This window comes from Arthrobacter sp. GAS37 (genome assembly GCF_044908325.1).
Classification (GTDB): Bacteria; Actinomycetota; Actinomycetes; order Actinomycetales; family Micrococcaceae; genus Arthrobacter; species Arthrobacter ramosus.
Genome location: NZ_JBIYDB010000005.1, coordinates 19,870 through 39,598 on the forward strand (window position 1 = coordinate 19,870; position 19,729 = coordinate 39,598).

A 19,729-nucleotide genomic window follows, 5' to 3' on the forward strand; every position below is an offset into this window, starting at 1 on the left:
GGTGCCCAGGATCCCCAACCCGGACCTGTAGCCGTGCCCGCTCGCGCGCTGCACAGCCCTAATATTCAATCCCCGGACCCGAACGACCATCCCGAAATCTACTAATTCGACACTACGCCCTCGTGGGAACTTTATAGACGAGAGCCCGAACGCCCGCGTTTACCGGTCTGGTGGCTATTGGAAGCAAGCCGAAATTGGTTGATATGACGTGGGTCACTTATGCTGGTAGAGGTCAAGCAGCTGGCTTTCTCGATTTAGTACGAGGAGGTCAGTCATGGCATCTATTCAACCCAGTCAGCCCCACCTCACCTCCAATGGATCTTGGCGGGGCCACCTACCCAGGCATAGCGCGGTTCAACAACTGTTTCGGCGATGGCCATCCGTGCCCTCGCGCGAATTGGAACGCATCCGTCTCGTGCTTCTTCACTGCGGCGAAATAGCCCACACGGCCGCAACCCACCGACTCTCCGAGCCAGCCCAGGCGTTGCTGGATCTCGTTACGAGCGAGCTGGAGCGGCGACGCGAATCGGGAAATCATCAACCGCTCAGCGACAGCCCGACTAGCAGGCGTCCCGGGATGCCCAAGCTTGCTTCCGGACGCCGTCGGGGAGAACTTCTGTGATGGCGGGACACTTTGAAGTGTTCACTGACAACGGGGGCAGCTGCAGGGTGAGGCTGGTTGACGAGTTCGGGAAAGAGCTTGCCGTCTCCGTCCCTTTCCATGACAAGGACGCCGCAGCCCGGGGGATCTACGCCTTCCGTGAGATCGCGGCAAGCGGACTGATTGAAGACCACACTTCCCGATTCTGAGCTGCCCCGCTTTGTGCGTGCGGCTGGCGTCGCCGCCGCCGCGGCGGTTACTTCTTCGCCGAACGCGGCTTCGCGGCTTTCGGTGGAAGAGTTGCGACGTAGGTGAAGGCCTTCTCGACCCATTCCGCCGTTTGTTCTTCGTTGTCGCTCCATGCCTCGGGGAGACCGACGTAGCCACCCATAGCGCGGCCTTCCGGGCCGAACGGAAGCGTTTGGTGGCCGGCCTCCAGCGCCGCACGGTCGGCGTCGGACAGCCTGACGCCGATCATCGGGCCGAACAGTCCGGCGAACATGTTCCCGTTCACGAAGGCACCCAGGTTGCCGAACATCGGCTTGACGACGACATCAGGGTTCTCCGGCACCACCGCGCGGAAGCGGTCTTTGTCGGCGTCGGACGGTTTGGGTATCTGCATGTGCCTGCTCCGGGGTAGGGGATCGAAAGCCTGGGACTGCCTGAAGCATACGACGGCGGGATGCGGGCTGCCAGCGTCCGGGCACCGTTCTCCATGTCAAACGAGGACAGCAGGATGGGCCAATGTCGAGTTCACCGGAAAAAGAGCCTGCAGGCCAGCTCCAAGGCATTTTGGAACTTCAGTCTGTTCTAGTGGGCGCAGGGAATGCATCTGAATTCCTGACCGGGCTCTCTAGGCTCGCTGCGGCCTCGATTTCTGAGGCTTCCGGCGACGAGATCGAGTGCGCAGTCACCGTCAAAGTCAGGCGCCGGCCCCTTACTGCAGCCGGCAGCAGCGCACGCGCCGTGGAGCTTGACCGGCTTGAGCAGGCTATCGGTGACGGCCCCTGCATCAAGGCACTCCGGGAGATGTCCCCTGTGATCATCGACGACGGTTCGACCGATCTGCGCTGGCCGGAGGTCACCAAAAAATTCGCCGGGATGGGCATTCATAGCTCGTTGGGGATTCCCATGGAAATCAGCGACGACGCCAGCGCCGCGCTGAACTTTTTCGCATCCAGGCCAGGCGCGTTCACCCCGGATGTCTTCGACAAGGCCGTGGGCTTTGCCGCCGCCGCCCGCAACATACTCCACCTGTCTGTGCGCATCGACTCCGCCCACAACCGGGCGAAGGACCTGGAATCAGCCATGCAAAGCAGGACCGCCATTGACGTGGCCTGCGGTGTCATCATGGCGCAAAACCGATGCTCGCAGGCAGAAGCGATGGAAATCCTCACCAGGGTCTCCAGCAACCGCAACCGCAAACTACGGGACGTAGCCACCGAACTGATCGAACAGGTCTCAGGGAGCGGGATCGAAACTCACTTCGAGGGGTAGGAACGGGCTCAGCTGGAGTGCCGTGGCAGTTTGGATGGCCTCGGTAGGACCGCTACTTGTGGATGGGCTTGGTCACCGCGAGGCTGATTGTCTGGCCGGGGGCGAGCTCCCCGGTGGGTAGGTCGGCGAAGGCGTACCAGACGGCGTCGGTGCCGGTGAGCGGTCGGTTCGCCCACTCCAGATCAGGCATTCCGAAACGGAAGGAGATCTGGCGTTCGGTGTCCCCGGGGGCGGTGGTGTACGTGAGTGGGATCCCGTCGGCGTCGGCGGTGAAGGTGCCTTGGGCGCCGTCGATCTTCAGCTCTCCTGGTATCAGTCTCACCCTGGTGCCCGCGGGGATGGGCCGGTCCCCGGCCAAGGAAGTGTTGTACTGCAGCAACTGCTCGGTGGTGCACCGGAATTTGTAGCCGATGCTGTCGAACGAGTCGCCGTCGATGGTGGTGTAGAAGATGGTTTGGCCGGATGAATTGTTGACGGTTGTTCCTCGACCGGATCTGCTGTCGACGGGATTTTTCTGCAGCTGGATGTGGTTCCCGGCACGGACAAAGTGGGTGTTGCCCTTCTCGTACACGTACGAGACCTTGTTCGCTTCGGCCAACTGCTCGCCGGTGATTCCAAACCGGTAGGTGATCCCGCCCAGAGTGTCACCGGATTCAATGGTGTAACTCGTGGGGATGCCGTTTTCGTTGACGGTAGCCGTCCCCTTCGCGCCGTAGATCGGACCCGGAACCGGGATCAGCCGAAGCTTCGTGTTGGGTGCCAATGCGCTCCCGGGCTGAAGTCCATTGAATTCAGCGAGTTTCTCCTTGGAGATGCGGAAGGCTGCGGCCACTTCCGCTGACGTGTCACCGGAGACGGTGGTGTAGTAATCTACGTTTCCAAATGAATCGGTAACAGTGGGCCCAGTCAGGGAAGACTTCCCGGCGTCGGACGGTGTCGCCACAGCGGTGACGGTCGGAGCCGCAGCCGTGTTGACCGGACCCGTTACTAACCTCGAGGCCACGAGTACGCAGGCCGCGATCGCCTCTGCCGCAAGCCCCGCAGCGGCGAAACGCGTCCAATGACGTTTCGCCCGTGTGCGGTGGAAGTCGTGGAGGGATCCGCCGACCGCGATGTGAGTGACATCGGAATTCACGAACGACAGAGACCGATCGCGGCTGCGCTCCAATTCTTCGTCTGTGATCATGAGCGCAGGATCGGCGGATGAAAGCAGATCGTCGAGAGACAGGTCGTTGCTCATTCTGTTGCTCCTTCTGACACTGTCTGCTCTTGAAGTATTCGGCTTAGTTCCTTGCGGGCACGGTGCAGGCGCATTCGCACCGCAGTCGCCGTCGTGTCGAGGAGATGGGACACTTCGACGGCGGTGAGTCCGTCCCAAGACGTCAGCAACAACACCTCCCGTTCCTTCGGGCCCAGATGGTCGATGGCATCCCGCACGGAGGATTCCTCGGCGGGTGTTCCGGGGATATGCTCCAACCGCAAAGCACCGATGAGCCCGGCCGACCGGGACAAGGAGCTGTCATGGTTTCGGAGCACGTTCTTGGCTATTCCGAAAACGACGATCACCGGGAGATCGTCGTCCTGTCCGGACTTCTCCCAGGCAATCCTGAAAACCTCCGCGCACAGATCCTCTGCGGTGGCAGGGCCGTCCGTCCTGCGCCGAAAATAGCGGTAGATGCGGTCGTGGGCCCCCGCGTGGGCGGCAAGAAACCGTTTTTCCCTCTCCAGATCCACCCGTTCCCCCATTGTTTGCAAGCTCATGCTCTGTTAATGTCCGGCAGCCAACAAACTGTAACGAGAATCTTGAAAGAATCTGGGCCATTCAGAAGATGCCCGGCGAGTCACGAAGTGGGGCGGGCGATTGCCGATCAGTTAACAGAACCATTCGTGCAAGAATCGCGGCATGGATGAGGATGAGCGGCAGATGAGGCAACAATTGATGCTCCACGAGGCCCTGGTGAAGGCGATGGATCGGCGGGACGAGGTCTTCCAGGTGATCGAGGATTCAGAGGACGTGGACGAAGCAATCCGTCGGGTGGGTCAGCTGTTGGGCGTGGGAGAGCTGGGCAGCCGTGCAGTCCTCAACCTGCAGGCCAGAAGATTCACCCGCGACCAGCGTCAGGCAATCGCTTCCTATGCAGAAGAACTCAGATCAAGGTTGCCCGATAGGCGCTGAACTGGTCGCGTGCGGTAGATCGTCCTGGCCTCGCTCCCGAGCTTTCAGCGCCATGAAGTGCTTTATGAACTCCGTGGCGGCGACGGCCCACGGGGAAGTTTAGCCCTCGACGACGGACATCGGCAGGCCGCCCCCGTGCACGCTAGGAACGCTAGATGATCAGCCTGTCGGCGGGTGCTTTCCCGCCCAAATGCGGGCAAAAACCATAGCCACCACGAGGACCACAGAAATCGCAACCAACACCCACGACATGACCGGATATTGGGCGCTACCGTCAGCCAGACTTACGAGCTGGGAACCTGCGATAAATGCGTACAGGACGGAAAGCCAGACCATCTGCAGCGTGGTTTTCTGCCACTTTTTCCGGGCGGCCATGGCCCAACCCTAGCTACAGTCCAAGAGGTTAGACAGAGCTAGCCGAGGCTCGGGGGATATTTTCGCTAATGCCTGGGGTGCGAACGGGAGGCCTCTGCGGAGGGGTCCTCCCCCATACCCCGATATGGGGTTCTGGGATACGAGTTTTCGTATCTGGGGTTATCCACAGGTCACCATTCCCGGCTGGTTTTGAGTGGTTTGGCTGCCATGACGGTTGTTGCTTTGGGTGCAGCGCGGTTGCCTTTGGATTGGTTGCATCTGCGACATATGACGATGACGTTTGATAGTTCGTCTCGTCCACCTTTAGCGTGTGGCACGATGTGGTCTGCTTCGGCACTGAATGGGGTGAGTCCGACGTCGTAGTCGAGCGCAACTCCACAGTGAGGGCATCGCGTCTGGCCATTGGCTTTGGCCAGCTTCTTGGCCGCACGTGAGACGCGCTTCCATGTGGCCGTGCCTGTGCGTGAGGTAGCGATGACCATTCTTCGTTGATTGCGGGGTCAGTCGAGGGGTGGGATGATGCGCCAATGACCACAGATGAGAGCGCAACCGAACCGTTCGTGCGATGCCCGCAAACCTTTCCGGTACTCGACGGGCCAGTCGGCAAGGGCTTTGTCCAATGTCAGGCTGAGGTCAACCATGTTGGCCCCTGCGCCGCTCAGGGGACGCCGTATGACCCGGAGGAACGGAAGCGGTGGTACCTGAACTAATCGCCGCTGTGTTTCCGGTGTCGAAGCAGGTAGTGCCTTGACAGGATGGAAGAGCTGCATCCCGGTTCTACCTTTGATCGCTGGTCCGCTCGTGAGGCGGGGCGTGACGTTGACTCCGACACCGGAAAGTGTGTGCCCCGCCAGTATCTTCCGCTGGTGTGGGCGTGCCCGGGTTTGCGTCCGGCGTGCGCGCTCTGCTGCCCTGAGACGAGTGTTGCAAGGGCGGGCGGCTTTCGCTGGCCGGGACGATTGATGTTGGCAGGGTGTGCAGGGATCGAACCTGCGATTCCGGTTTTGGAGACCGGCGTGATGCCTCTTCACTAACTCCCCAGGTGGCCCGCGCTCATGGGGGTTTGCGCGGGGCCGGACGCTGCCTCTCGGCCGTGCCTCGATTCGGGGAACCATTGTGGTTCCCGTGAGCTGCCGGGACTCGAACCCGGTGCACCCCCACAAGGTTCAGCCCTGCCGCCGTTTCGGGCAACAAAAAAGGCCGAACCGTTCAGGTTCAGCCTTGGGATTAGTGACAGTTGTCCTGTCAACGGATCTAGATTAACACATCATCCTCCGGTGGCAAGCTGGATGGTGCCCGTGTCGGTAGCCGCTCTGAGCGGGCCGGATCGGTGAGGACCAGACAAACGGTGCCGGGGCTCGTGCGTGCATTGGCCCCGGCACCTTAGTTCTAAATGACTAGCCGCCGCAGGTGATCGTGACTGAGCCAGACTGGTGGACCCCGGGGCCGAGGTCTGCGCACTGCTTCGCCACGGATGCGGCCCCAGCGACAATAGCGATAATGACGATGATCCCCACGACTACACCAATGGCGCCGATGATGATGCCGGCTAGGGCGAATCCGTTCTTGGCTCCGGCCTTGCGTGACTGGACCTTCGCGATGATGCTGACGATCAGACCGACGAGAGTCAGGGGGCCAAGCAGGGACAAGATGAACCCGACGATTCCGAGAGACTTACCCGGAACGGGCGTGGACGGCTGGTGCTGGTAAGGCGCGGGCTGCAGGGGGGCGCCTGGGACCGAATTGACAGCATTGTGCTCGGACATAGTTTTTTCCTTCATGAGAATGAGACCTGAAATGCGAGGAAGATGCTCCATGATGATCGCGTCGGCCGGCCAAATCTATAGTTCCGGTCGCACATGCTCAGCAATTTGTCCATGGACACGCCAAAAGTAACATTTCTGTTCTCTCGTCTTTCCCGTTTTCGGTAAATCGTCGCGAATATTTCGCCGGCCATCAACGCAGCGTGAGTCTGGGGGCAATCCTTGCGCTAAGCCATGCCATCTGGTCTCCAGCCCATCCGGCCCCGCACCCGTCGCATCCAGCCGTCCAGAGCGAGGGATGGTTCATCTTTTCCTCGTCATGGTTCCAGTATTCGACCCGGAGGTTTGGTTCTCGTTCCGGGCCGTGGAATCGCTGGTTACAGGAGGGGCAGTTGAGTGTTGGGCGCCATGGTGGCCTGCGTTGCACAAGCAGAGCCCGGATTCGGTCCACCCATTCGAGCGTGACGGCGGCAAGGCAGTCTGCCCATTCTCCGTCGAGTGCAGCCCAAGTTTTGAGCATTTCGACTAGGTTGCCGCGGTACTCCTTTCCGGTTCGCTCGAACTCTTCGGCCAGGGCGTCTTCTCGGATCCGGGTTTCTAGTTCGATCGCGTTGGCGTTGATGGCCATGCCGATCCCTTGGCCGGTTCCGCCGCCGTGGTTGCCGTGGGTTGATGCACATGCGGCGCGCAGCTCGGCTAGATGATTAAGTCCTATTGGATGACTAAGTCCTATTGGTTCTTAGTGGTCGTAGGCGATGAGTGAGCGCTTGCGGGGTGCGTTGATGCGCCAGTTGTGCCAGATGCCGGCGGCAAGGGCGAGTAGTCTGGCGCCGACCCGGGCGTAGACACCTTCGAGGGTGCGTCCGCCGTGATCTTCGAGGCCGAGCTGGCCCTTGAGGGTGTCGAAGACGGATTCAATTCATTGCCGGATGCCGCCGAGTCTGCCGAAGCGGGGTTTCTCGTTCTTGCGGTCCGGGCGGATCAGCGTCGCGCCCAGATTCTCGGTGATGAATGCTTCGAATTCCCGCCCGGCGAAGCCCTTGTCACCGAGGATGACCTGTCCTTCGCGGATGAGGTGGTGGTCGTGCTCAAGGAGCGCCTGGGTGGCTTCACGTTCACCGATTTTCGGGTTCGCCAGGCCCCGGATGACAGGCATGCCGTCCGGGGTGCTGATCAGGTAGAGCCGGAACCCCCAAAAGTAGCGGGAGTGGGAGGCGCAGTAGCCGTAGCCGGCATGGCCGGACAGGTCGGAGCGTTTGACGGTTTCCCGGGACATGCCACGCGGGACGGGGGTGGAATCAACCAGGCGCAGGAGCTCATGCCAGGACGGGGTGTCCCTTGCCAATGCGGTGATCGCTGCCGCGATCAGGGAGCCGGCGGCCCGGAGGCGTTTGTTGTAGCCGGATTGGTGCGGGATGCCGGGAAACATGCCGAACAGGTGGACCCGGGCGTACCGGATCCACCTCGTCTCGGAGGAGAAGCCCAAGAGATGTTGGGCCACCGCCAAACACAACGGTTCTGCGTCGCTGAGCAATGGTTTGCGGCCTGGCCGCCGGGTCCGGGACACGCCCAGATCCGGCAGGACATGGTCATCCAAATAGACGTAAAGTGTGGTCAGCAGAGTGTTTAGTTGAGTGTTCACAAACCCGGCTTAACACTCTCCGCCTTACTTTAAAAGCCTCCACGCCCGTTCCCAGCAATAGGACTTACTCATCAGCTGCCAAACGTCTCCAGATGACCGGAACGTCGCGGTCTGGACCAGCGAGTAGCCCGACGGGATGCTGCTCGGCCCATTCGCCGTCGAGGCCTGGTATTCCTCAGTCAATTCCTTGAACCGGACGCTCGCCTCCGAACCGGTCACCTCGACCGATTCCACGGTTAATTTCGTCGAAAATGACGTATACCAGAAGCCCATTGCCTTGAATCCGGCCTTCGAACGGGCCACCTTTGAGAGGTCCCGCTCGCGCTTGGACAGGTAGGCCGCCGTCATATGCTCTCCGGCAAGGCTCATGGCAGGGAGAGTGTCGAGGACTGTACCGTTTTCGATCCTCGACCGCTGCCTGGATGATGGCCGCCAGCTCGGACGGTGAGGGGCTCTGGGCTGCTCCGGGCGATCCCACCATGAGGGGACCGGCGGCGGGCCGGCATCCGGCGAGGGCTAGCCCGAGCACAGCCGCCGCGGCGACCGTGCACATCGAGTGCTTTATCGTGGTCCCCCTTGCCGTGGATGTCCTCACAGCCTGCCGTGCCTAGCCGACCCCGTCAACGGGCGCTCACTCATGTGCCGCCACCGGACCGGCTTACGGGCGCTCGTGAAGTGCGCGACCGTTTTCGGTTAGGTCCACGACGCGTTACTCGGAGGAAGCTCGACGAACGCAACCCCCTGCGATGACTGAGTGCGTGATGCTTGAGGATTCAGGTCGGTGCACCATGCGGGATGGACGCGAAAACCGCGCTTGCCGGGATGAAGGTCGGAGCTGACGTATCCGAGCGAGATCAGGTGCGCCTTGGTGAATTGGAAGACCCCGAACCGTCCCTGTTCCTCTACGAAGACGAGCAGTCCAGACATCGACTCGGCAGCCGTGAAGGGCCTGGTCGATCCGCCTTCGCCGCGCTTCCAGACCGCGACGAAGGCGCCCGGCTTCGTCGATGTGATCCGGGCGGTGCGGATTCGCCACTGCTCCTTCCCGATGCGGGCGACCCCAGATTCGTAGTCGTTGTTCTGTTCTTCAACCTGGATGACAGGCTGTGCATCGGCAAGAGCAGGTGCAGTGTCGATGAAGCGCTTGAACGCATGGAAATTCACTATCAAACTGTATTCGCTCAAGAATCCGGCCTGAAACCTGTCCGGTTGACGGTCCCTCAGCAGGCGCATCGCGGAAGCCAGGGGCGTTCGCATCGACTATTGGGCCGGGGGTTCGCTGAAAGGGAAGCGAGACGTGGTGTCCCAGGCGAAGGTGCCTCGGTTGACGTCCTGGTGGACAGCTATCAAGTGCACTTCGTTGATGGTCAGGGGAGGCAGGGCGGGTGCCCTCAGCTGATCTGACGCTTGCTGAATGAGTTCGGTACTGCCTTCGGCCACGGCATAGCCCAGGGTGAGATGGGGGGTGAAGGGGGCATAGGGCAGCGGTTGGCCCTTGTTGATAGTGTCGGCGCCCGCGTCGCGGACCGCCGCGGTCAGTTTCGCCCATGATGACGTAATCGTCCCTCTGACCCCGAGCGAGTAATCATCCGCTTCCGGTTCGCCCAGCTCGACGCTGAACGGCTTGGTTTCGGCGGCGAGGCTCTTGAGCTGGGCCTTGAAGGCATCCATTTCTTCGGGGCTGACCTCGTCTGAGGTAACCGCGAATTGCTGCACTGTTGCGTGCAGGTAGTCGGCTGGCTGGATGGAGCAGTAGTCGAACGTCTTCAGGACGCGCTGACGTTCTACCAGTGCCGATCGGAGGTCGGGTGCCGGTAATGCGTAGACGTGCAGGCGGTTCCGCATAGACGGCCACAGGGTCATCGGGTGCCCAAAAAAGCGCTTCACGTGGAAACCGTAGTGTCAGCATATGAATCGGAGGTGAACCCCGCCTGGTGCGCAGCAGAACGCCCACCTGGCTGGGATGGGGATTGGCTGGCGGAAGAAATTAATGCGCCGGCCGACGGCGCAACCGTAGGGAGTGCCCTCGTTGGATTCTACGGTCATCCCATAGATCGAACCCTGACCGGAGAGAGTGCGGGAGCTGCTCGGGGAGGCGCCTCACGCGCCTTGATGGTGTGCGTCAGTCGATCCGTCTGGAGCTCTCTCGGCGGCCAAGCACCGAATCCGCAATCTGCTGCGCGGCTTGGTCCGCTGTGATGTGTGTGGTGTCGATGACTTCGGCTTCATCGTGCAGCCAGGTACGGGCTGCCTTAGCGTATGGCTCCAAGTACGCGAAGCGGAACGTCGAGGGTCCGAGGTCTTTGTCGTTCTGTATGCGGTCGCGAAGCGTGGCCTGGTCGGCGTGGAGCACGAAATGCTGGATGGGTATGCCGTGCTCGGTAAGACCACCGCTGATCTCTCTCCAGTAGCTCTCGACAAGGACCGTCATCGGCATCACTAGTGTGCCTCCGGTGTATTCGAGGACGCGTCGAGCGGTTTCGACGACGAGCGGTCGCCATGGCTCCCAGTGTTGGAAGTTGTCGGTTGCAGGAAGTCCCGGCTTGATGTCCATGAGCACCTCACCGACCTTCTCAGCGTCGAGGGCGCGCGCGCCGGGCAGCAATTGCTGCACGATCGCGCTCGTTGTCGTCTTTCCCGCCCCGTGGGTGCCGTTAAGCCAAACGATCATGGACCGAACTCTAGCGCCAAGAAGTGTCCTTCACGGGGCGCCCGATGCCCGATCGGTTACTGGGCGACCGCGCCCAGAATGCGCCCGACGATCTGGTCCGGCGATTCCGATGCGTTGATGCGCTCTTCTTCTACAAAAGATAACGGCTGAGGAGCGCAGTCGGCCAGCCCGGCGCTTGTTGTAGCACTGCCGCGATGGTGCTCTTCCCGAACCAGAGTTTCCACGCAGGACGATGAGCATGTTTCGAACGTAACAGAGACCATGTCCCAGCGGGACCGGCTTACAGCGATGTCTTGGGCTGCAATCGCAGCCGTAGGGTCTCCGTGGGGCAAAGTGCACGGAAGATGATGGGGGATCGCGGTGGCTCGCTTCAAAATGATCGAGGGCAGCGTATTTCTTGTGCCAACTTCCCGTGGCGATGCCGTGGGAGTTGGTGCTCGAGTGTACAAGGCACCGGAAAATTAGGAATGGGATGGCCCGGGTTCAGTACCCACGATTCTCGAGTCCGCAATCGAAGGCTTACCCCCCGGCCACGCGCAGCCACGATCGGCGAGCTCCGCAGGCTTCGGCCAGCGACCGGAGGAGATATGAGCGTCGAGGCGTTAGTCACCGACCGGGAGGTCGTCGCGGAACGGTTGAGAGGCCAAGTGACCAACCTCGAGCAGGTGCGGTTCGAGGCTTTCAGGCAGAGCCTCGCCCGCTGCGATTGGGGGACCACGATCTCGCGGCCCACCTCAACGAGTTTTACCTGCAGCGTCGTTTCGCGGATGTGATGCTCTTCGAGGACGTCCTGCCGGTCCTGGCAGAGCTGCGACGAAACCACCACGTCGGCCTCCTGTCCAACGGCAACTCGTACCCGAAGCGCCTCGGCCTGGAGGATTGCTTCCAGGCCACTGTCTTGTCACAGGACCACGGCGTCGAAAAGCCAGATCGCCGGATCTTCGACATCGCCTCAGACCTGTTGCCCGGGGAACCCCGAATCATGGTCGGCGACTCGCTGGCCAATGACGTCGCCGGTGCCCAAGCGGCGGAGTGGACCGGATTCTGGCTTAACAGGGAAGGCGCCCCGACACCGAAAGCCGCCCCGGACCTGACGATTCGAAGCCTGCACGAACTACTCCCCATGGCGAAGGCCTTGTGACCTCCGCATCCCAATAAAGGATCCCCGAACGCTCGCGTGGTGCAGTGTCTGACTACCATTCACTATGGGCAGGAGAAACTTCCTCATTGAAGGAGGTTCCGGAACCGGGAAGACCTCTGTGTGCGAGGAGTTGGCAAGGCGCGGTTACCACGTCGTTCACGGCGATCGCGAACTCGCGTACCAGGGTGATCCGGAGACCGGGGCACCGATGGAGGACGTCACTGGTCTTGCCGTTCACGATCACCACCTTTGGCGGGTCGACAAAGTGAAGGCGCTCGTCGCAGATCAGCGCGAGGCGGTGACGTTCTTCTGTGGGGGATCGCGAAACTTCGCGAAGTTCATTGACCTGTTCAACGGCGTCTTCGTGCTCGAGATCGACACCGAAACCTTCGCTCGCCGGCTCGACGACCGGCGGGAGGACGAATGGGGAGGACCGGGCCGGCAAGCGGAACGGGACCTCATACTCCGGTTGCATCGCACGAAGGCGGACATTCCGCGAGGTGGCATCGCCATCGACGCCACCGCTCCGCTCGCGCACGTTGTCGACGAGATCCTGACCTTGAGTGGAGCAGTAGGAGACTCCGCCCATTAGCCGGTCCTCCATCGGGCAGGCCGGTCAATATTCTGTGCTCTTGAAGTTCCAGGCCGTAGAGCACGTCCCGTATGTGACTCGCAGCGATAATAAATGCACGATGGGGGGATTACTGCAACCATCCCTCATGACTGGATGCAGCCCGCAACATATTCCGCGTCCACGCCCACCCCGCCGACTATCGACGAGTAGTGCCCCGTCAACCACGGGAGCCCGACCACGTACAGCCTCGGTTGCTCAGTGACGCCGCGGACTTGTCGCGGGTAGCTCCACGTATCCAGAACAGGAATGTCCACGAAGCCAAGGTCCAGCTTGTAGCCAGTGGCCCAGAGCACCGAGGTGATGTTCTCGGCGGCCAGGTTGACCCGCGCCGGCGAAGAAACTGGAAGCCAGTCGTCCGCGGGCGCAGGCTGCTGTTCGGGCGCCTCGATTCCCGCGGCGGCGATGTAGGCGTCGAGCGCCCGCCCCATGCGCTGGCCGAACCCGGCCTCGACTGTTGCCAAGCGTTCGGGGAGATCGTCCGTGAAGGTGAGTTCGCCGTCGTCGGCTGCTTCCAGGTGGCCGTGCAGCCGGATGCCCTTACGGCCGAGCTCGCGGAGGTGGATGTCGTGGCCGCCGTCGGTGCCGGAGAGCAGGGGGTTGCAGGCGAACCGTGCCGCGGGGGAGGGCAGCTGTCCAACCGTCAGGGCGTTGACCCCATACTCGGGTCCGTGGATTCCGGCTTGCAGGATCCAATAAATGATGTCGTGCCCGCGATACCGGCGCGGCGCCTCCGGACACATCGACACCGCCAGATGCACCTCACGCCCGGCTGCGAGCAGGTCTTCCGCGATCTGCCCGCCTGACTGTCCCGTCCCGACAATCAGCACGGCGCCGTCGGGCAATTGCTCCGGATTGCGATAGTCGTGCGTGTGGAGCTGCAGGACATTCCCGGGAAGTCCTGCGGCCAGCGCCGGGATCTTCGGTATTTGATACGCGCCGGTCGCCAGCACCACATTGCGTGCCAGCCAGCCGCCGTCGGACGTTTCGACGCTGAAGCCGCCATCCGACGTCGAGATCCGCGTGACATCCGTGCCGGTCCGGACCGGGGCGCCGATCCTCCGCGCGTAGTCGCGGAAATAGTCCACGGCGTCGTCACGCGCCATGAACGCCTCCGGCTGCGGCCCCGTGTACGGCATGCCCGGCAGGTCGAGTGAGAAGTTCGGGGTGTTCAGCACGAACGCATCCCAGCGATCCTGCCACGCGCCACCCAGCGCGGCCCGCCGTTCAAGGACCACGTGCTCGACGCCGGCCCGGCTGAGGAAGTAGCTCGTGGCCAGTCCCGCTTGGCCTCCACCGACGACGAGCGTGTCGATTTCGAGGGGGCGGTCCTGTTGTGCAGCTCTGTTCTGTTGCACGGCTCTGGGCGGGGCAGTCTCCATGAGCGATCCTTCCGGTCCCTTGGCAGAACTTTACGCCCAGTGATTCGGGTGTGGGAGCCTGAAGGATCGACACCGGGACGCGAGTGCAAGGTTTTGTCGAAGAATTGCCCAAGATTCGTCAATCCACCACCCAGCGTGGGCGGCTTATGGGAGCATCGACGTCGGGGCCTTTCCCGATGGATGTTGGGGGTAACGATGTTCGTTCCGAATTCCGGTGATCAGTTCCGAGAGGATGATCTTCCAGCCCAGATTCGTGCACTGCGGATGCCGCGTTGGGCTGGTGCGGCCCTCGGCGCGGGCCTCGTGGTGATCGCGGTGGCAGCGGTCGCCGGCTCGATCCTCGTCAACGAGAGCGACGGCACGATCATCCCGTTTTGGGCCGAGGCGCTCATCCTGGCGGGAGCGGTAATTTCGGCGATCTCGGGCGCCGCCCTGCTCTGGCATGCCGGGGAGTGGGTCACGCTCACGCGGGACGAGGCGATCGTGACGAGGGCATTCGTTGTCCAGGTCCGGGTCGGGCGCATGCAGCTTGAAGACTTCCATGCCTACCTACACCAGTACCCCGCTCGCGGGGGAGTTCAGTACCGCATGGTGCCGACCTTCACGACCAAGGACCCGTACGACCGGCTCCGGGACCTGCCGCTACCGTTCCTGTCTTACTGGAATCCGGTCGGAGGCACGGAGGCGCCCCTGCCGCCGCGCGCCGCGTACATTGAGGCCTGGACCCGCGCGGGCAGCAGCCCGTACTCGGGAACCATGCCCGCCGGCGTCGCACCCTACACACTCTCGATGCACCGGCAGGCCGTGCGCACGGGCCTGCGGCGCCGTGCGCTCATGTGGGCGATCCTCCTCCCGGTCGTCTCGATCGGGCTCGGTCTCAGCCTCGGCGTCGGACTCGGACCTGTCGCCAAAGCCCTGGGCCATAGCCGCAGCAGCGTCGACAACCGAAGCTTCGACAACCGCAGCGTTGACGCCCAAACGAACCGCACCGGCATCCGCGACCTCGACGACGCGCTCACTCCCGCCGTCACCGCCTTCCAGTGGCGTGCGATGGTGTATCCGGCCACCGGCACGAGGGATTTCACCTTCTTCCCGACCATACGGTCCCTGCCGTCAGCCCCGTACACGGTTCGATACTTCATCCGTGACCCTGCGCAGCACGGAACGGACCTCAGTGTTCCGGAGCAGAAGTACGGCCGAATCGTCTCGCAAGGAACAATTTCCGTCGAGAACCCCACGATCCAGTTCACGCTCGACCACGACGACAGCACCTTCACGTTCGAGGTCTACGTCACCGACGACCGCGGCCACACCACGCTCGACTCGGATCTTTACAGGAACCTCGCAGTGCTTCCGGCATCGACCCCCACGCCCATGCCTACGCGCTGAAAAGCGCTCGCGATTCGGGGGCTGGAGGTGGACAGCCCTGTCAGCCGCGTGGTTGCGTGGAACTGTCGCCATGGCCGCCAAGGGAAGGAACGACAGTGAGCAAGCTAGCACTTATCACGGGCGCCAGCTCCGGAATCGGCTGGGCATTCGCCGAACGCCTGGCGTCCGACGGTTACGATCTGGTGGTCGTGGGCCGACGACAGGAACGCTTGGAACAATTCGCCGCGTCGCACCCTCAGACCACGGTCCGGACCGTCGTCGCCGACCTCGCCACGACTGCGGGTATCGGCTCGGTCGCCGAGATCTGCGCCACTGAGCCCGTGACCTTGCTCGTGAACAATGCCGGCGTCGCGCACTACATGCCCTTCGCCGAGCTTCCCGCCGACAAAGCCGCGGAACTCGTCAACGTCAAGGTCCTCGCTCCCACGATGCTCAGCCGTGCGGCAATACCGGGCATGCAGGAACGTGGCGAGGGCACGATCATCAACGTGGCCGGCATGATCGCTTTCGGCGGCACGGCCCCGCACTCCCAGATGCCCCGCCGCGTCGTCTACGGCGGGACCCTGGCTTATCTCGTCGCGATCTCCCAAACCTTGAGTGCTGAGCTGGAGGGGACTGGAATCACGGTGCAAGTGGTGTGCCCGGGCGCGGTGGCCACCGAATTCCACGAACGCCAAGGCATGGACTTGAGCATGGTGCCGCGGATGAGCGCAGCCGACGTCGTCACCGCAAGCTTGCGCGGCCTGGAACTGGGCGAAACCGTCTGCGCCCCGGGGGTCGAGGACGCCGGGCTCCTCGACGCGGTCTTCCACGCAGACCTCGCCGCTTTCGGAGCGCAGAGCCCGGAGCTTGCCACGCGGTACCGATAGTTCCCGCTAATTCCGGCGGTCGAATGTGATGCGATCCTCCTGAAACGGTCCTAGAGTGTTGGCCATGGCTATCGCACGCTTCCCCGTCGTCGTACTCGACTGCCCTGACCCCAAGACCCTGGCTGAGTTTTACAGCGCCCTTCTTGAGTGGAAAATCGAGCGGAACGACGACGACTGGTGGTCCGTCCGCGCCGAGTACGGTGATTCGCTGGCCTTCCAGAAAGTCGAGTCCTACAGGGCGCCACAATGGCCCGGCCAGGACGTTCCGCAGCAGATGCACCTCGACGTCGTGGTCGATGACCTCGACACGGCTGAGGCAGCTGTGCTCGAGCTCGGCGCGACCAAGCACGAAAACCAGCCGGGAACGACGTTCCGGGTGTTCCTTGATCCCGCCGGTCATCCTTTGTGTCTCTGCCTGGACTAATTGGTCACAGTTGTCGATCTTTGCTTCTGGTGCGCGTCGTATGAGTAAGGGCCCGAATGGAAGGGTCTACCGGAGTGCGACGAAAGGAACAGACCAATGTCGAAGAACGAGCCCACAGACGCTCAGTCCGAGGCGACCGACGAGATCCGCAGCCTCTTCGGCGAGATCTACGCTGCATGGGCAGACAATGATGCGGATGCTTTCGTGGCATCGTATCGGGACGACGCCACGGTGGTTATGCCGCGAGCGTATCACCGCGACAAGGGGGAAATCCGCAGTTCCATGGCTGCTGGCTTCCAGGGTCCGCTCAAAGGTTCCCGGGCGGTCGATGAACCTCTGAGCATCCGCTTTATCGGAGACCACACAGCGATCGTAGTCAGCAAGGCCGGCATTCTCATGGCGGGAGAGGCCCAATTCCCGGTCGACCGCGAAGTCATTGCCACATGGGTATTGGTTCGAGAGGATGGGCGCTGGCTTGTCGCCTCGTATGCCAACGCGCCGGCCCACTGAAAATCGTGTCGAAGAGCCGAATCCGCAAGGTGTTCGGTGTTGATGGAGCGAAAACTCAAGCCAGAGTTCAGACGGAGGGACTGTGAAATGTCAAAGTATTTGGTCCTGATCTTCCAGGATGAAGTGGCTACGAAAGAAGTCGCGGGCGAGACAGTCAGCGCCGACTACCAAGCGTTCATGCAGCGCCGCGGGCGGTCGCTGCTCGGCGGGGCCGCACTCGAGCCGGCCGAGACGGCGACGTCCATCCGGCGCGACGGGTCCGGCGGATTCTCGGTGACGGACGGCCCCTTCGCCGAGTCGAAGGAGACGCTTGGCGGCTACTTCCTGATCGAGGCAGCCGACCTCGATGAGGCGCTGGAGATTGCCAAGGAGGTGCCCGCCGGGGTCGGAGTCGAGGTTCGGCCCGTGCGAGTGGCAAGCTGATGCCGGCCGCCAGCTCCGAGGTCGCTGCTGCGGTTGCGGAGGCGCACCGTCGGGAGTGGGCGTTCGTGTTGGCGGCCACCGTGCGTATTGCCGGTGATATCGACACAGCGGAAGAAGCCGTGCAAGATGCGTACGCCAGCGCATTGTCGACGTGGGGTACGCGTGGCATCCCGGAGAACCCTGGAGCGTGGCTCACCGTGACCGCGCGGCGACGAGCAGTGGACATGCACCGACGCGCCGCGACCGCACAGCGGGCGCTCCCCAAACTTCTCGACCCGGAGGTCCAGTCGCTCGACGACCCGGGCCGCGAGACGGAAGACATCACCGATGATCGGCTGCGGTTGATATTCACGTGCTGCCACCCCGCCCTCGCGCCTGACGCTCAGGTCGCCCTGACGCTACGCCTTTTGTGCGGGCTGTCCACGGCCGATGTCGCGCGGGCGTTTCTGCTCCCGGAGGCGACGATGGCTGCGCGGATCACTCGCGCGAAAAAGAAGATCGCGGCCGCGCACATCCCGTACCGCGTGCCGGCGGCGCCCGAGCTGCGCGAGCGTGTCGACGGCGTGCTGTCCGTTGTTTACCTGGTGTACACGACCGGGCACACTGCCCCATCAGGAGGGGACCTGATGCGCAGAGATCTCGCCGAACGCGGCCATGAGCTGGCGAGAATGCTGCACGTCCTGCTGCCCGGCGACCGCGACGTTGCCGGGCTTCTCGCCCTCGTGCTACTGACCGACGCCCGCAGGGGCGCGCGGCTCGATGAGCACCGTGAACTCGTGCTGATGGAGAACCAGGACCGATCAAAATGGGACCGACCGGCCATTGATGAAGGGGTAGCGCTCCTGGGCGAGGTTTTGAAGCTAGGGCCACCGGGCCGCTTCGCCCTCATGGCAGCGATCGCGGCCGTCCATGACGAGAGCAAGTCGTGGTCCGACACTGACTGGCAGGAGATCCTGGGTCTCTACGACCTGCTCATGGAGACGTGGTCCACTCCGGTCGTCAAATTTAATCGGGCCATCGCTCTCGGCTTCGCGGTCGGCTACGCGGAAGGTTTGGCCGAGCTGGATGCGCTCGGAGCCGAACCGCGACTCGCCCGATACCCGTATCTTCCCGCTGCACGCGCCGACTTCCTGACCCGGCTGGGCCGTTTCGACGAGGCCCGGGTCGCCTTTGAAGAGGCTCTAATCCTCTCTGATAACGACACCGAACGAAGCTACCTCCGGTCTCGTCTGAGTGAACTGATGGAATGACTCCTGCGCGGGTCAGGCACGGTCGTGGAGGGTGATTTGGTATCCGTCGGGGTCGGCGAAGGTAAAGGTGCGCCCGAATGGGCCGTCGAACGGTTCGACCACGATTTCGGTCCCAACGGCCGCTAATTTGTCATGGATCGTTTGCGTGTCCGTGGCGTGCAACCACAATCCGATGCCGAGGCCGGGCTGTGGCGTGGAGGCAAGGCTGACGCCCGGCGCAAGGTCCCGGACGGCGAACGCGACCGGTCTGGTGTCAAATACCACTGCGTGCGGCGGCCCCGCTGGGGAACGGGTCAGCCCGAGGTGCTGCTGGTAGAAAGCGGCAGACGCTTCAAGGTCGCGCACTTGGATTGAAATGAAGTCGGGTCCGGTGACCGGCATGAGGAGCTCCTTAGTGTCAGTTAGTTGACACTTAGAGTATGTCAGAATATTGACATGAGTCAAGACGTAACAGGAGTCAGCCTCGATACATCGCTCGGATATCTCCTTAAGGAAGCGGCCAGTGCGCTTCGCACGGCAATGGAGAGTGTGTTGCGGCCGCTGGGCATGAGCATCACCCATTACGCATGCCTGGAGCTCCTTGCTCAGCGGCCGGGGCTGTCCAACTCCGAGCTCGCGAGAGGTGCCTTCGTGTCTCGACAGTCGATGAACGTTCTATTGCAGGCGCTAGAGCGTGAGGGCCTTGTTTCTCGGGCGACCGAGGCTTCGGTCGGCCGAATACTGCCGACTGAACTGACAGCGCATGGCCGCCAGCAGCTCGAAGCCGCCAGTACTGCAGTCAAGGCGGTGGAAGACACCATGCGCTCGGGCCTCACTGAGGACGAACAGAAACAGCTTCGAGACATGTTGAGGACGTGCGTTGCTTCCCTGCAAACGGCCATCCAATAGAAGGGACGTCGCAACTTGGAAGTGAACAGGTGACCGATAAAAGCTCGGCGCCCAGGTGCGGAACACATCGGTCAGGATTGGAGAAGCGGTCAGTGGG

The 19,729-nt window shown here is 62.4% G+C and carries 26 protein-coding genes, 1 tRNA gene and 1 pseudogene; 13 read left to right on the plus strand and 15 right to left on the minus strand.

Annotation, left to right across the window (positions count from 1 at the left end; all coding sequences use genetic code 11):
* The first annotated feature begins 621 nt into the window (after positions 1–621).
* Positions 622–810, plus strand: coding sequence for a hypothetical protein (locus ABH924_RS06270; RefSeq protein ID WP_234751116.1), 189 nt, complete (start codon positions 622–624; stop codon positions 808–810).
* 47 nt (positions 811–857) lie between these two features.
* Here ABH924_RS06270 and ABH924_RS06275 read toward each other — a convergent pair whose 3' ends face one another.
* Positions 858–1,223: a TfoX/Sxy family protein gene (locus ABH924_RS06275; RefSeq protein ID WP_404497699.1), complete on the minus strand. Its 366-nt coding sequence runs from the start codon at positions 1,221–1,223 to the stop codon at positions 858–860.
* Positions 1,224–1,345: 122 nt separating this feature from the next.
* Here ABH924_RS06275 and ABH924_RS06280 point away from each other — a divergent pair, with 122 nt between their 5' ends.
* Entirely contained in the window at positions 1,346–2,098 is a 753-nt protein-coding gene (locus ABH924_RS06280) for a GAF and ANTAR domain-containing protein (protein ID WP_404497700.1), read from the plus strand.
* 52 nt (positions 2,099–2,150) lie between these two features.
* Here the strand turns inward: ABH924_RS06280 and ABH924_RS06285 are convergent, their stop codons facing one another.
* Both ABH924_RS06285 and ABH924_RS06290 read right to left on the minus strand, forming a co-directional pair.
* Complete coding sequence (locus tag ABH924_RS06285; RefSeq protein ID WP_404497701.1) at positions 2,151–3,338, minus strand: LysM peptidoglycan-binding domain-containing protein; 1,188 nt, start codon at positions 3,336–3,338, stop codon at positions 2,151–2,153.
* The gene (locus ABH924_RS06290) at positions 3,335–3,859 is read right to left on the minus strand and encodes an RNA polymerase sigma factor (protein ID WP_404497702.1); all 525 of its coding nucleotides are present in this window, start codon (positions 3,857–3,859) and stop codon (positions 3,335–3,337) included. The genes ABH924_RS06285 and ABH924_RS06290 overlap by 4 nt, the downstream gene beginning before the upstream one ends.
* A 142-nt stretch (positions 3,860–4,001) precedes the next feature.
* On the opposite strand from ABH924_RS06290, the gene ABH924_RS06295 reads away from it, so the two are divergent.
* Positions 4,002–4,274, plus strand: coding sequence for a DNA gyrase subunit A (locus ABH924_RS06295; RefSeq protein ID WP_404497703.1), 273 nt, complete (start codon positions 4,002–4,004; stop codon positions 4,272–4,274).
* 159 nt (positions 4,275–4,433) lie between these two features.
* Here ABH924_RS06295 and ABH924_RS06300 read toward each other — a convergent pair whose 3' ends face one another.
* The 7 genes and pseudogenes from ABH924_RS06300 to ABH924_RS06330 all read right to left on the minus strand — a co-directional run bounded on the left by ABH924_RS06300 (position 4,434) and on the right by ABH924_RS06330 (position 8,423).
* A complete protein-coding gene (locus ABH924_RS06300; RefSeq protein ID WP_404497704.1) occupies positions 4,434–4,649 on the minus strand; it encodes a hypothetical protein in 216 nt (71 codons plus the stop codon).
* Between the two features lie 170 nt (positions 4,650–4,819).
* Positions 4,820–5,131: an HNH endonuclease gene (locus ABH924_RS06305; RefSeq protein WP_404497705.1), complete on the minus strand. Its 312-nt coding sequence runs from the start codon at positions 5,129–5,131 to the stop codon at positions 4,820–4,822.
* Positions 5,132–5,615: 484 nt separating this feature from the next.
* Positions 5,616–5,689: transfer RNA gene (locus ABH924_RS06310), tRNA-Trp, on the minus strand.
* Positions 5,690–6,046: 357 nt separating this feature from the next.
* The gene (locus tag ABH924_RS06315; protein ID WP_404497706.1) at positions 6,047–6,415 is read right to left on the minus strand and encodes a DUF4190 domain-containing protein; all 369 of its coding nucleotides are present in this window, start codon (positions 6,413–6,415) and stop codon (positions 6,047–6,049) included.
* Between the two features lie 190 nt (positions 6,416–6,605).
* Positions 6,606–7,040 carry a hypothetical protein gene (locus ABH924_RS06320; protein ID WP_404497707.1) on the minus strand — a complete coding sequence of 145 codons (435 nt, stop codon included), beginning with the start codon at positions 7,038–7,040 and terminating at the stop codon, positions 6,606–6,608.
* 111 nt (positions 7,041–7,151) lie between these two features.
* Positions 7,152–8,054: pseudogene (locus tag ABH924_RS06325) on the minus strand (IS982 family transposase).
* A 24-nt stretch (positions 8,055–8,078) separates the two neighbouring features.
* On the minus strand, positions 8,079–8,423 hold the full coding sequence (locus ABH924_RS06330; RefSeq protein ID WP_404497708.1) for a hypothetical protein: 345 nt from the start codon (positions 8,421–8,423) through the stop codon (positions 8,079–8,081).
* A 53-nt stretch (positions 8,424–8,476) separates the two neighbouring features.
* Between ABH924_RS06330 and ABH924_RS06335 the strand changes: the two genes are divergently transcribed.
* Entirely contained in the window at positions 8,477–8,665 is a 189-nt protein-coding gene (locus tag ABH924_RS06335; RefSeq protein WP_404497709.1) for a hypothetical protein, read from the plus strand.
* 82 nt (positions 8,666–8,747) lie between these two features.
* Here ABH924_RS06335 and ABH924_RS06340 read toward each other — a convergent pair whose 3' ends face one another.
* The 3 genes from ABH924_RS06340 to ABH924_RS06350 all read right to left on the minus strand — a co-directional run bounded on the left by ABH924_RS06340 (position 8,748) and on the right by ABH924_RS06350 (position 10,725).
* On the minus strand, positions 8,748–9,287 hold the full coding sequence (locus ABH924_RS06340; RefSeq protein WP_404497710.1) for a MepB family protein: 540 nt from the start codon (positions 9,285–9,287) through the stop codon (positions 8,748–8,750).
* A 27-nt stretch (positions 9,288–9,314) separates the two neighbouring features.
* A complete protein-coding gene (locus ABH924_RS06345) occupies positions 9,315–9,941 on the minus strand; it encodes a 2'-5' RNA ligase family protein (RefSeq protein WP_404497711.1) in 627 nt (208 codons plus the stop codon).
* 235 nt (positions 9,942–10,176) lie between these two features.
* Positions 10,177–10,725 carry an AAA family ATPase gene (locus ABH924_RS06350; RefSeq protein ID WP_404497712.1) on the minus strand — a complete coding sequence of 183 codons (549 nt, stop codon included), beginning with the start codon at positions 10,723–10,725 and terminating at the stop codon, positions 10,177–10,179.
* A gap of 706 nt (positions 10,726–11,431) precedes the next feature.
* Here ABH924_RS06350 and ABH924_RS06355 point away from each other — a divergent pair.
* Together ABH924_RS06355 and ABH924_RS06360 are read left to right on the plus strand one after the other, a co-directional pair.
* A complete protein-coding gene (locus tag ABH924_RS06355) occupies positions 11,432–11,866 on the plus strand; it encodes an HAD family hydrolase (RefSeq protein WP_404497713.1) in 435 nt (144 codons plus the stop codon).
* Between the two features lie 64 nt (positions 11,867–11,930).
* On the plus strand, positions 11,931–12,458 hold the full coding sequence (locus tag ABH924_RS06360; protein ID WP_404497714.1) for an AAA family ATPase: 528 nt from the start codon (positions 11,931–11,933) through the stop codon (positions 12,456–12,458).
* Between the two features lie 125 nt (positions 12,459–12,583).
* On the opposite strand, the gene ABH924_RS06365 is transcribed toward ABH924_RS06360, so the two are convergent.
* On the minus strand, positions 12,584–13,879 hold the full coding sequence (locus ABH924_RS06365; RefSeq protein WP_404497715.1) for a flavin-containing monooxygenase: 1,296 nt from the start codon (positions 13,877–13,879) through the stop codon (positions 12,584–12,586).
* A gap of 195 nt (positions 13,880–14,074) precedes the next feature.
* Between ABH924_RS06365 and ABH924_RS06370 the strand changes: the two genes are divergently transcribed.
* The 6 genes from ABH924_RS06370 to ABH924_RS06395 all read left to right on the plus strand — a co-directional run bounded on the left by ABH924_RS06370 (position 14,075) and on the right by ABH924_RS06395 (position 18,744).
* Positions 14,075–15,268, plus strand: a complete 1,194-nt coding sequence (locus tag ABH924_RS06370) for a hypothetical protein (RefSeq protein WP_404497716.1) — start codon at positions 14,075–14,077, stop codon at positions 15,266–15,268.
* 95 nt (positions 15,269–15,363) lie between these two features.
* Positions 15,364–16,137, plus strand: a complete 774-nt coding sequence (locus ABH924_RS06375) for an SDR family NAD(P)-dependent oxidoreductase (protein WP_404497717.1) — start codon at positions 15,364–15,366, stop codon at positions 16,135–16,137.
* 64 nt (positions 16,138–16,201) lie between these two features.
* Positions 16,202–16,561 (plus strand): VOC family protein, encoded by a 360-nt coding sequence (locus ABH924_RS06380; protein ID WP_234751152.1) that lies wholly within the window; start codon positions 16,202–16,204, stop codon positions 16,559–16,561.
* Positions 16,562–16,657: 96 nt separating this feature from the next.
* Positions 16,658–17,071, plus strand: coding sequence for an SgcJ/EcaC family oxidoreductase (locus tag ABH924_RS06385; RefSeq protein WP_234751153.1), 414 nt, complete (start codon positions 16,658–16,660; stop codon positions 17,069–17,071).
* 87 nt (positions 17,072–17,158) lie between these two features.
* Complete coding sequence (locus ABH924_RS06390; protein WP_404497718.1) at positions 17,159–17,494, plus strand: YciI family protein; 336 nt, start codon at positions 17,159–17,161, stop codon at positions 17,492–17,494.
* Positions 17,494–18,744, plus strand: a complete 1,251-nt coding sequence (locus ABH924_RS06395) for an RNA polymerase sigma factor (protein ID WP_404497719.1) — start codon at positions 17,494–17,496, stop codon at positions 18,742–18,744. Before ABH924_RS06390 ends, ABH924_RS06395 begins: the two co-directional genes overlap by 1 nt.
* Positions 18,745–18,756: 12 nt before the next feature.
* Here ABH924_RS06395 and ABH924_RS06400 read toward each other — a convergent pair whose 3' ends face one another.
* The gene (locus ABH924_RS06400; protein WP_404497720.1) at positions 18,757–19,125 is read right to left on the minus strand and encodes a VOC family protein; all 369 of its coding nucleotides are present in this window, start codon (positions 19,123–19,125) and stop codon (positions 18,757–18,759) included.
* A 54-nt stretch (positions 19,126–19,179) separates the two neighbouring features.
* Here ABH924_RS06400 and ABH924_RS06405 point away from each other — a divergent pair, with 54 nt between their 5' ends.
* Positions 19,180–19,632, plus strand: a complete 453-nt coding sequence (locus tag ABH924_RS06405) for a MarR family winged helix-turn-helix transcriptional regulator (protein ID WP_404497721.1) — start codon at positions 19,180–19,182, stop codon at positions 19,630–19,632.
* Positions 19,633–19,729: the final 97 nt, after the last annotated feature.

Coding starts and splice junctions, on each gene's coding strand:
- ABH924_RS06270 (WP_234751116.1), top strand. CDS start 622: ATGGCGGGACACTTTGAAGTGTTCACTGACAACGGGGGCAGCTGCAGG.
- ABH924_RS06275 (WP_404497699.1), bottom strand. CDS start 1,223: ATGCAGATACCCAAACCGTCCGACGCCGACAAAGACCGCTTCCGCGCG.
- ABH924_RS06280 (WP_404497700.1), top strand. CDS start 1,346: ATGTCGAGTTCACCGGAAAAAGAGCCTGCAGGCCAGCTCCAAGGCATT.
- ABH924_RS06285 (WP_404497701.1), bottom strand. CDS start 3,338: ATGAGCAACGACCTGTCTCTCGACGATCTGCTTTCATCCGCCGATCCT.
- ABH924_RS06290 (WP_404497702.1), bottom strand. CDS start 3,859: ATGAGCTTGCAAACAATGGGGGAACGGGTGGATCTGGAGAGGGAAAAA.
- ABH924_RS06295 (WP_404497703.1), top strand. CDS start 4,002: ATGGATGAGGATGAGCGGCAGATGAGGCAACAATTGATGCTCCACGAG.
- ABH924_RS06300 (WP_404497704.1), bottom strand. CDS start 4,649: ATGGCCGCCCGGAAAAAGTGGCAGAAAACCACGCTGCAGATGGTCTGG.
- ABH924_RS06305 (WP_404497705.1), bottom strand. CDS start 5,131: ATGGTCATCGCTACCTCACGCACAGGCACGGCCACATGGAAGCGCGTC.
- ABH924_RS06315 (WP_404497706.1), bottom strand. CDS start 6,415: ATGTCCGAGCACAATGCTGTCAATTCGGTCCCAGGCGCCCCCCTGCAG.
- ABH924_RS06320 (WP_404497707.1), bottom strand. CDS start 7,040: ATGGCCATCAACGCCAACGCGATCGAACTAGAAACCCGGATCCGAGAA.
- ABH924_RS06330 (WP_404497708.1), bottom strand. CDS start 8,423: ATGAGCCTTGCCGGAGAGCATATGACGGCGGCCTACCTGTCCAAGCGC.
- ABH924_RS06335 (WP_404497709.1), top strand. CDS start 8,477: ATGATGGCCGCCAGCTCGGACGGTGAGGGGCTCTGGGCTGCTCCGGGC.
- ABH924_RS06340 (WP_404497710.1), bottom strand. CDS start 9,287: ATGCGCCTGCTGAGGGACCGTCAACCGGACAGGTTTCAGGCCGGATTC.
- ABH924_RS06350 (WP_404497712.1), bottom strand. CDS start 10,725: ATGATCGTTTGGCTTAACGGCACCCACGGGGCGGGAAAGACGACAACG.
- ABH924_RS06360 (WP_404497714.1), top strand. CDS start 11,931: ATGGGCAGGAGAAACTTCCTCATTGAAGGAGGTTCCGGAACCGGGAAG.
- ABH924_RS06365 (WP_404497715.1), bottom strand. CDS start 13,879: ATGGAGACTGCCCCGCCCAGAGCCGTGCAACAGAACAGAGCTGCACAA.
- ABH924_RS06370 (WP_404497716.1), top strand. CDS start 14,075: ATGTTCGTTCCGAATTCCGGTGATCAGTTCCGAGAGGATGATCTTCCA.
- ABH924_RS06380 (WP_234751152.1), top strand. CDS start 16,202: ATGGCTATCGCACGCTTCCCCGTCGTCGTACTCGACTGCCCTGACCCC.
- ABH924_RS06385 (WP_234751153.1), top strand. CDS start 16,658: ATGTCGAAGAACGAGCCCACAGACGCTCAGTCCGAGGCGACCGACGAG.
- ABH924_RS06390 (WP_404497718.1), top strand. CDS start 17,159: ATGTCAAAGTATTTGGTCCTGATCTTCCAGGATGAAGTGGCTACGAAA.
- ABH924_RS06395 (WP_404497719.1), top strand. CDS start 17,494: ATGCCGGCCGCCAGCTCCGAGGTCGCTGCTGCGGTTGCGGAGGCGCAC.
- ABH924_RS06400 (WP_404497720.1), bottom strand. CDS start 19,125: ATGCCGGTCACCGGACCCGACTTCATTTCAATCCAAGTGCGCGACCTT.
- ABH924_RS06405 (WP_404497721.1), top strand. CDS start 19,180: ATGAGTCAAGACGTAACAGGAGTCAGCCTCGATACATCGCTCGGATAT.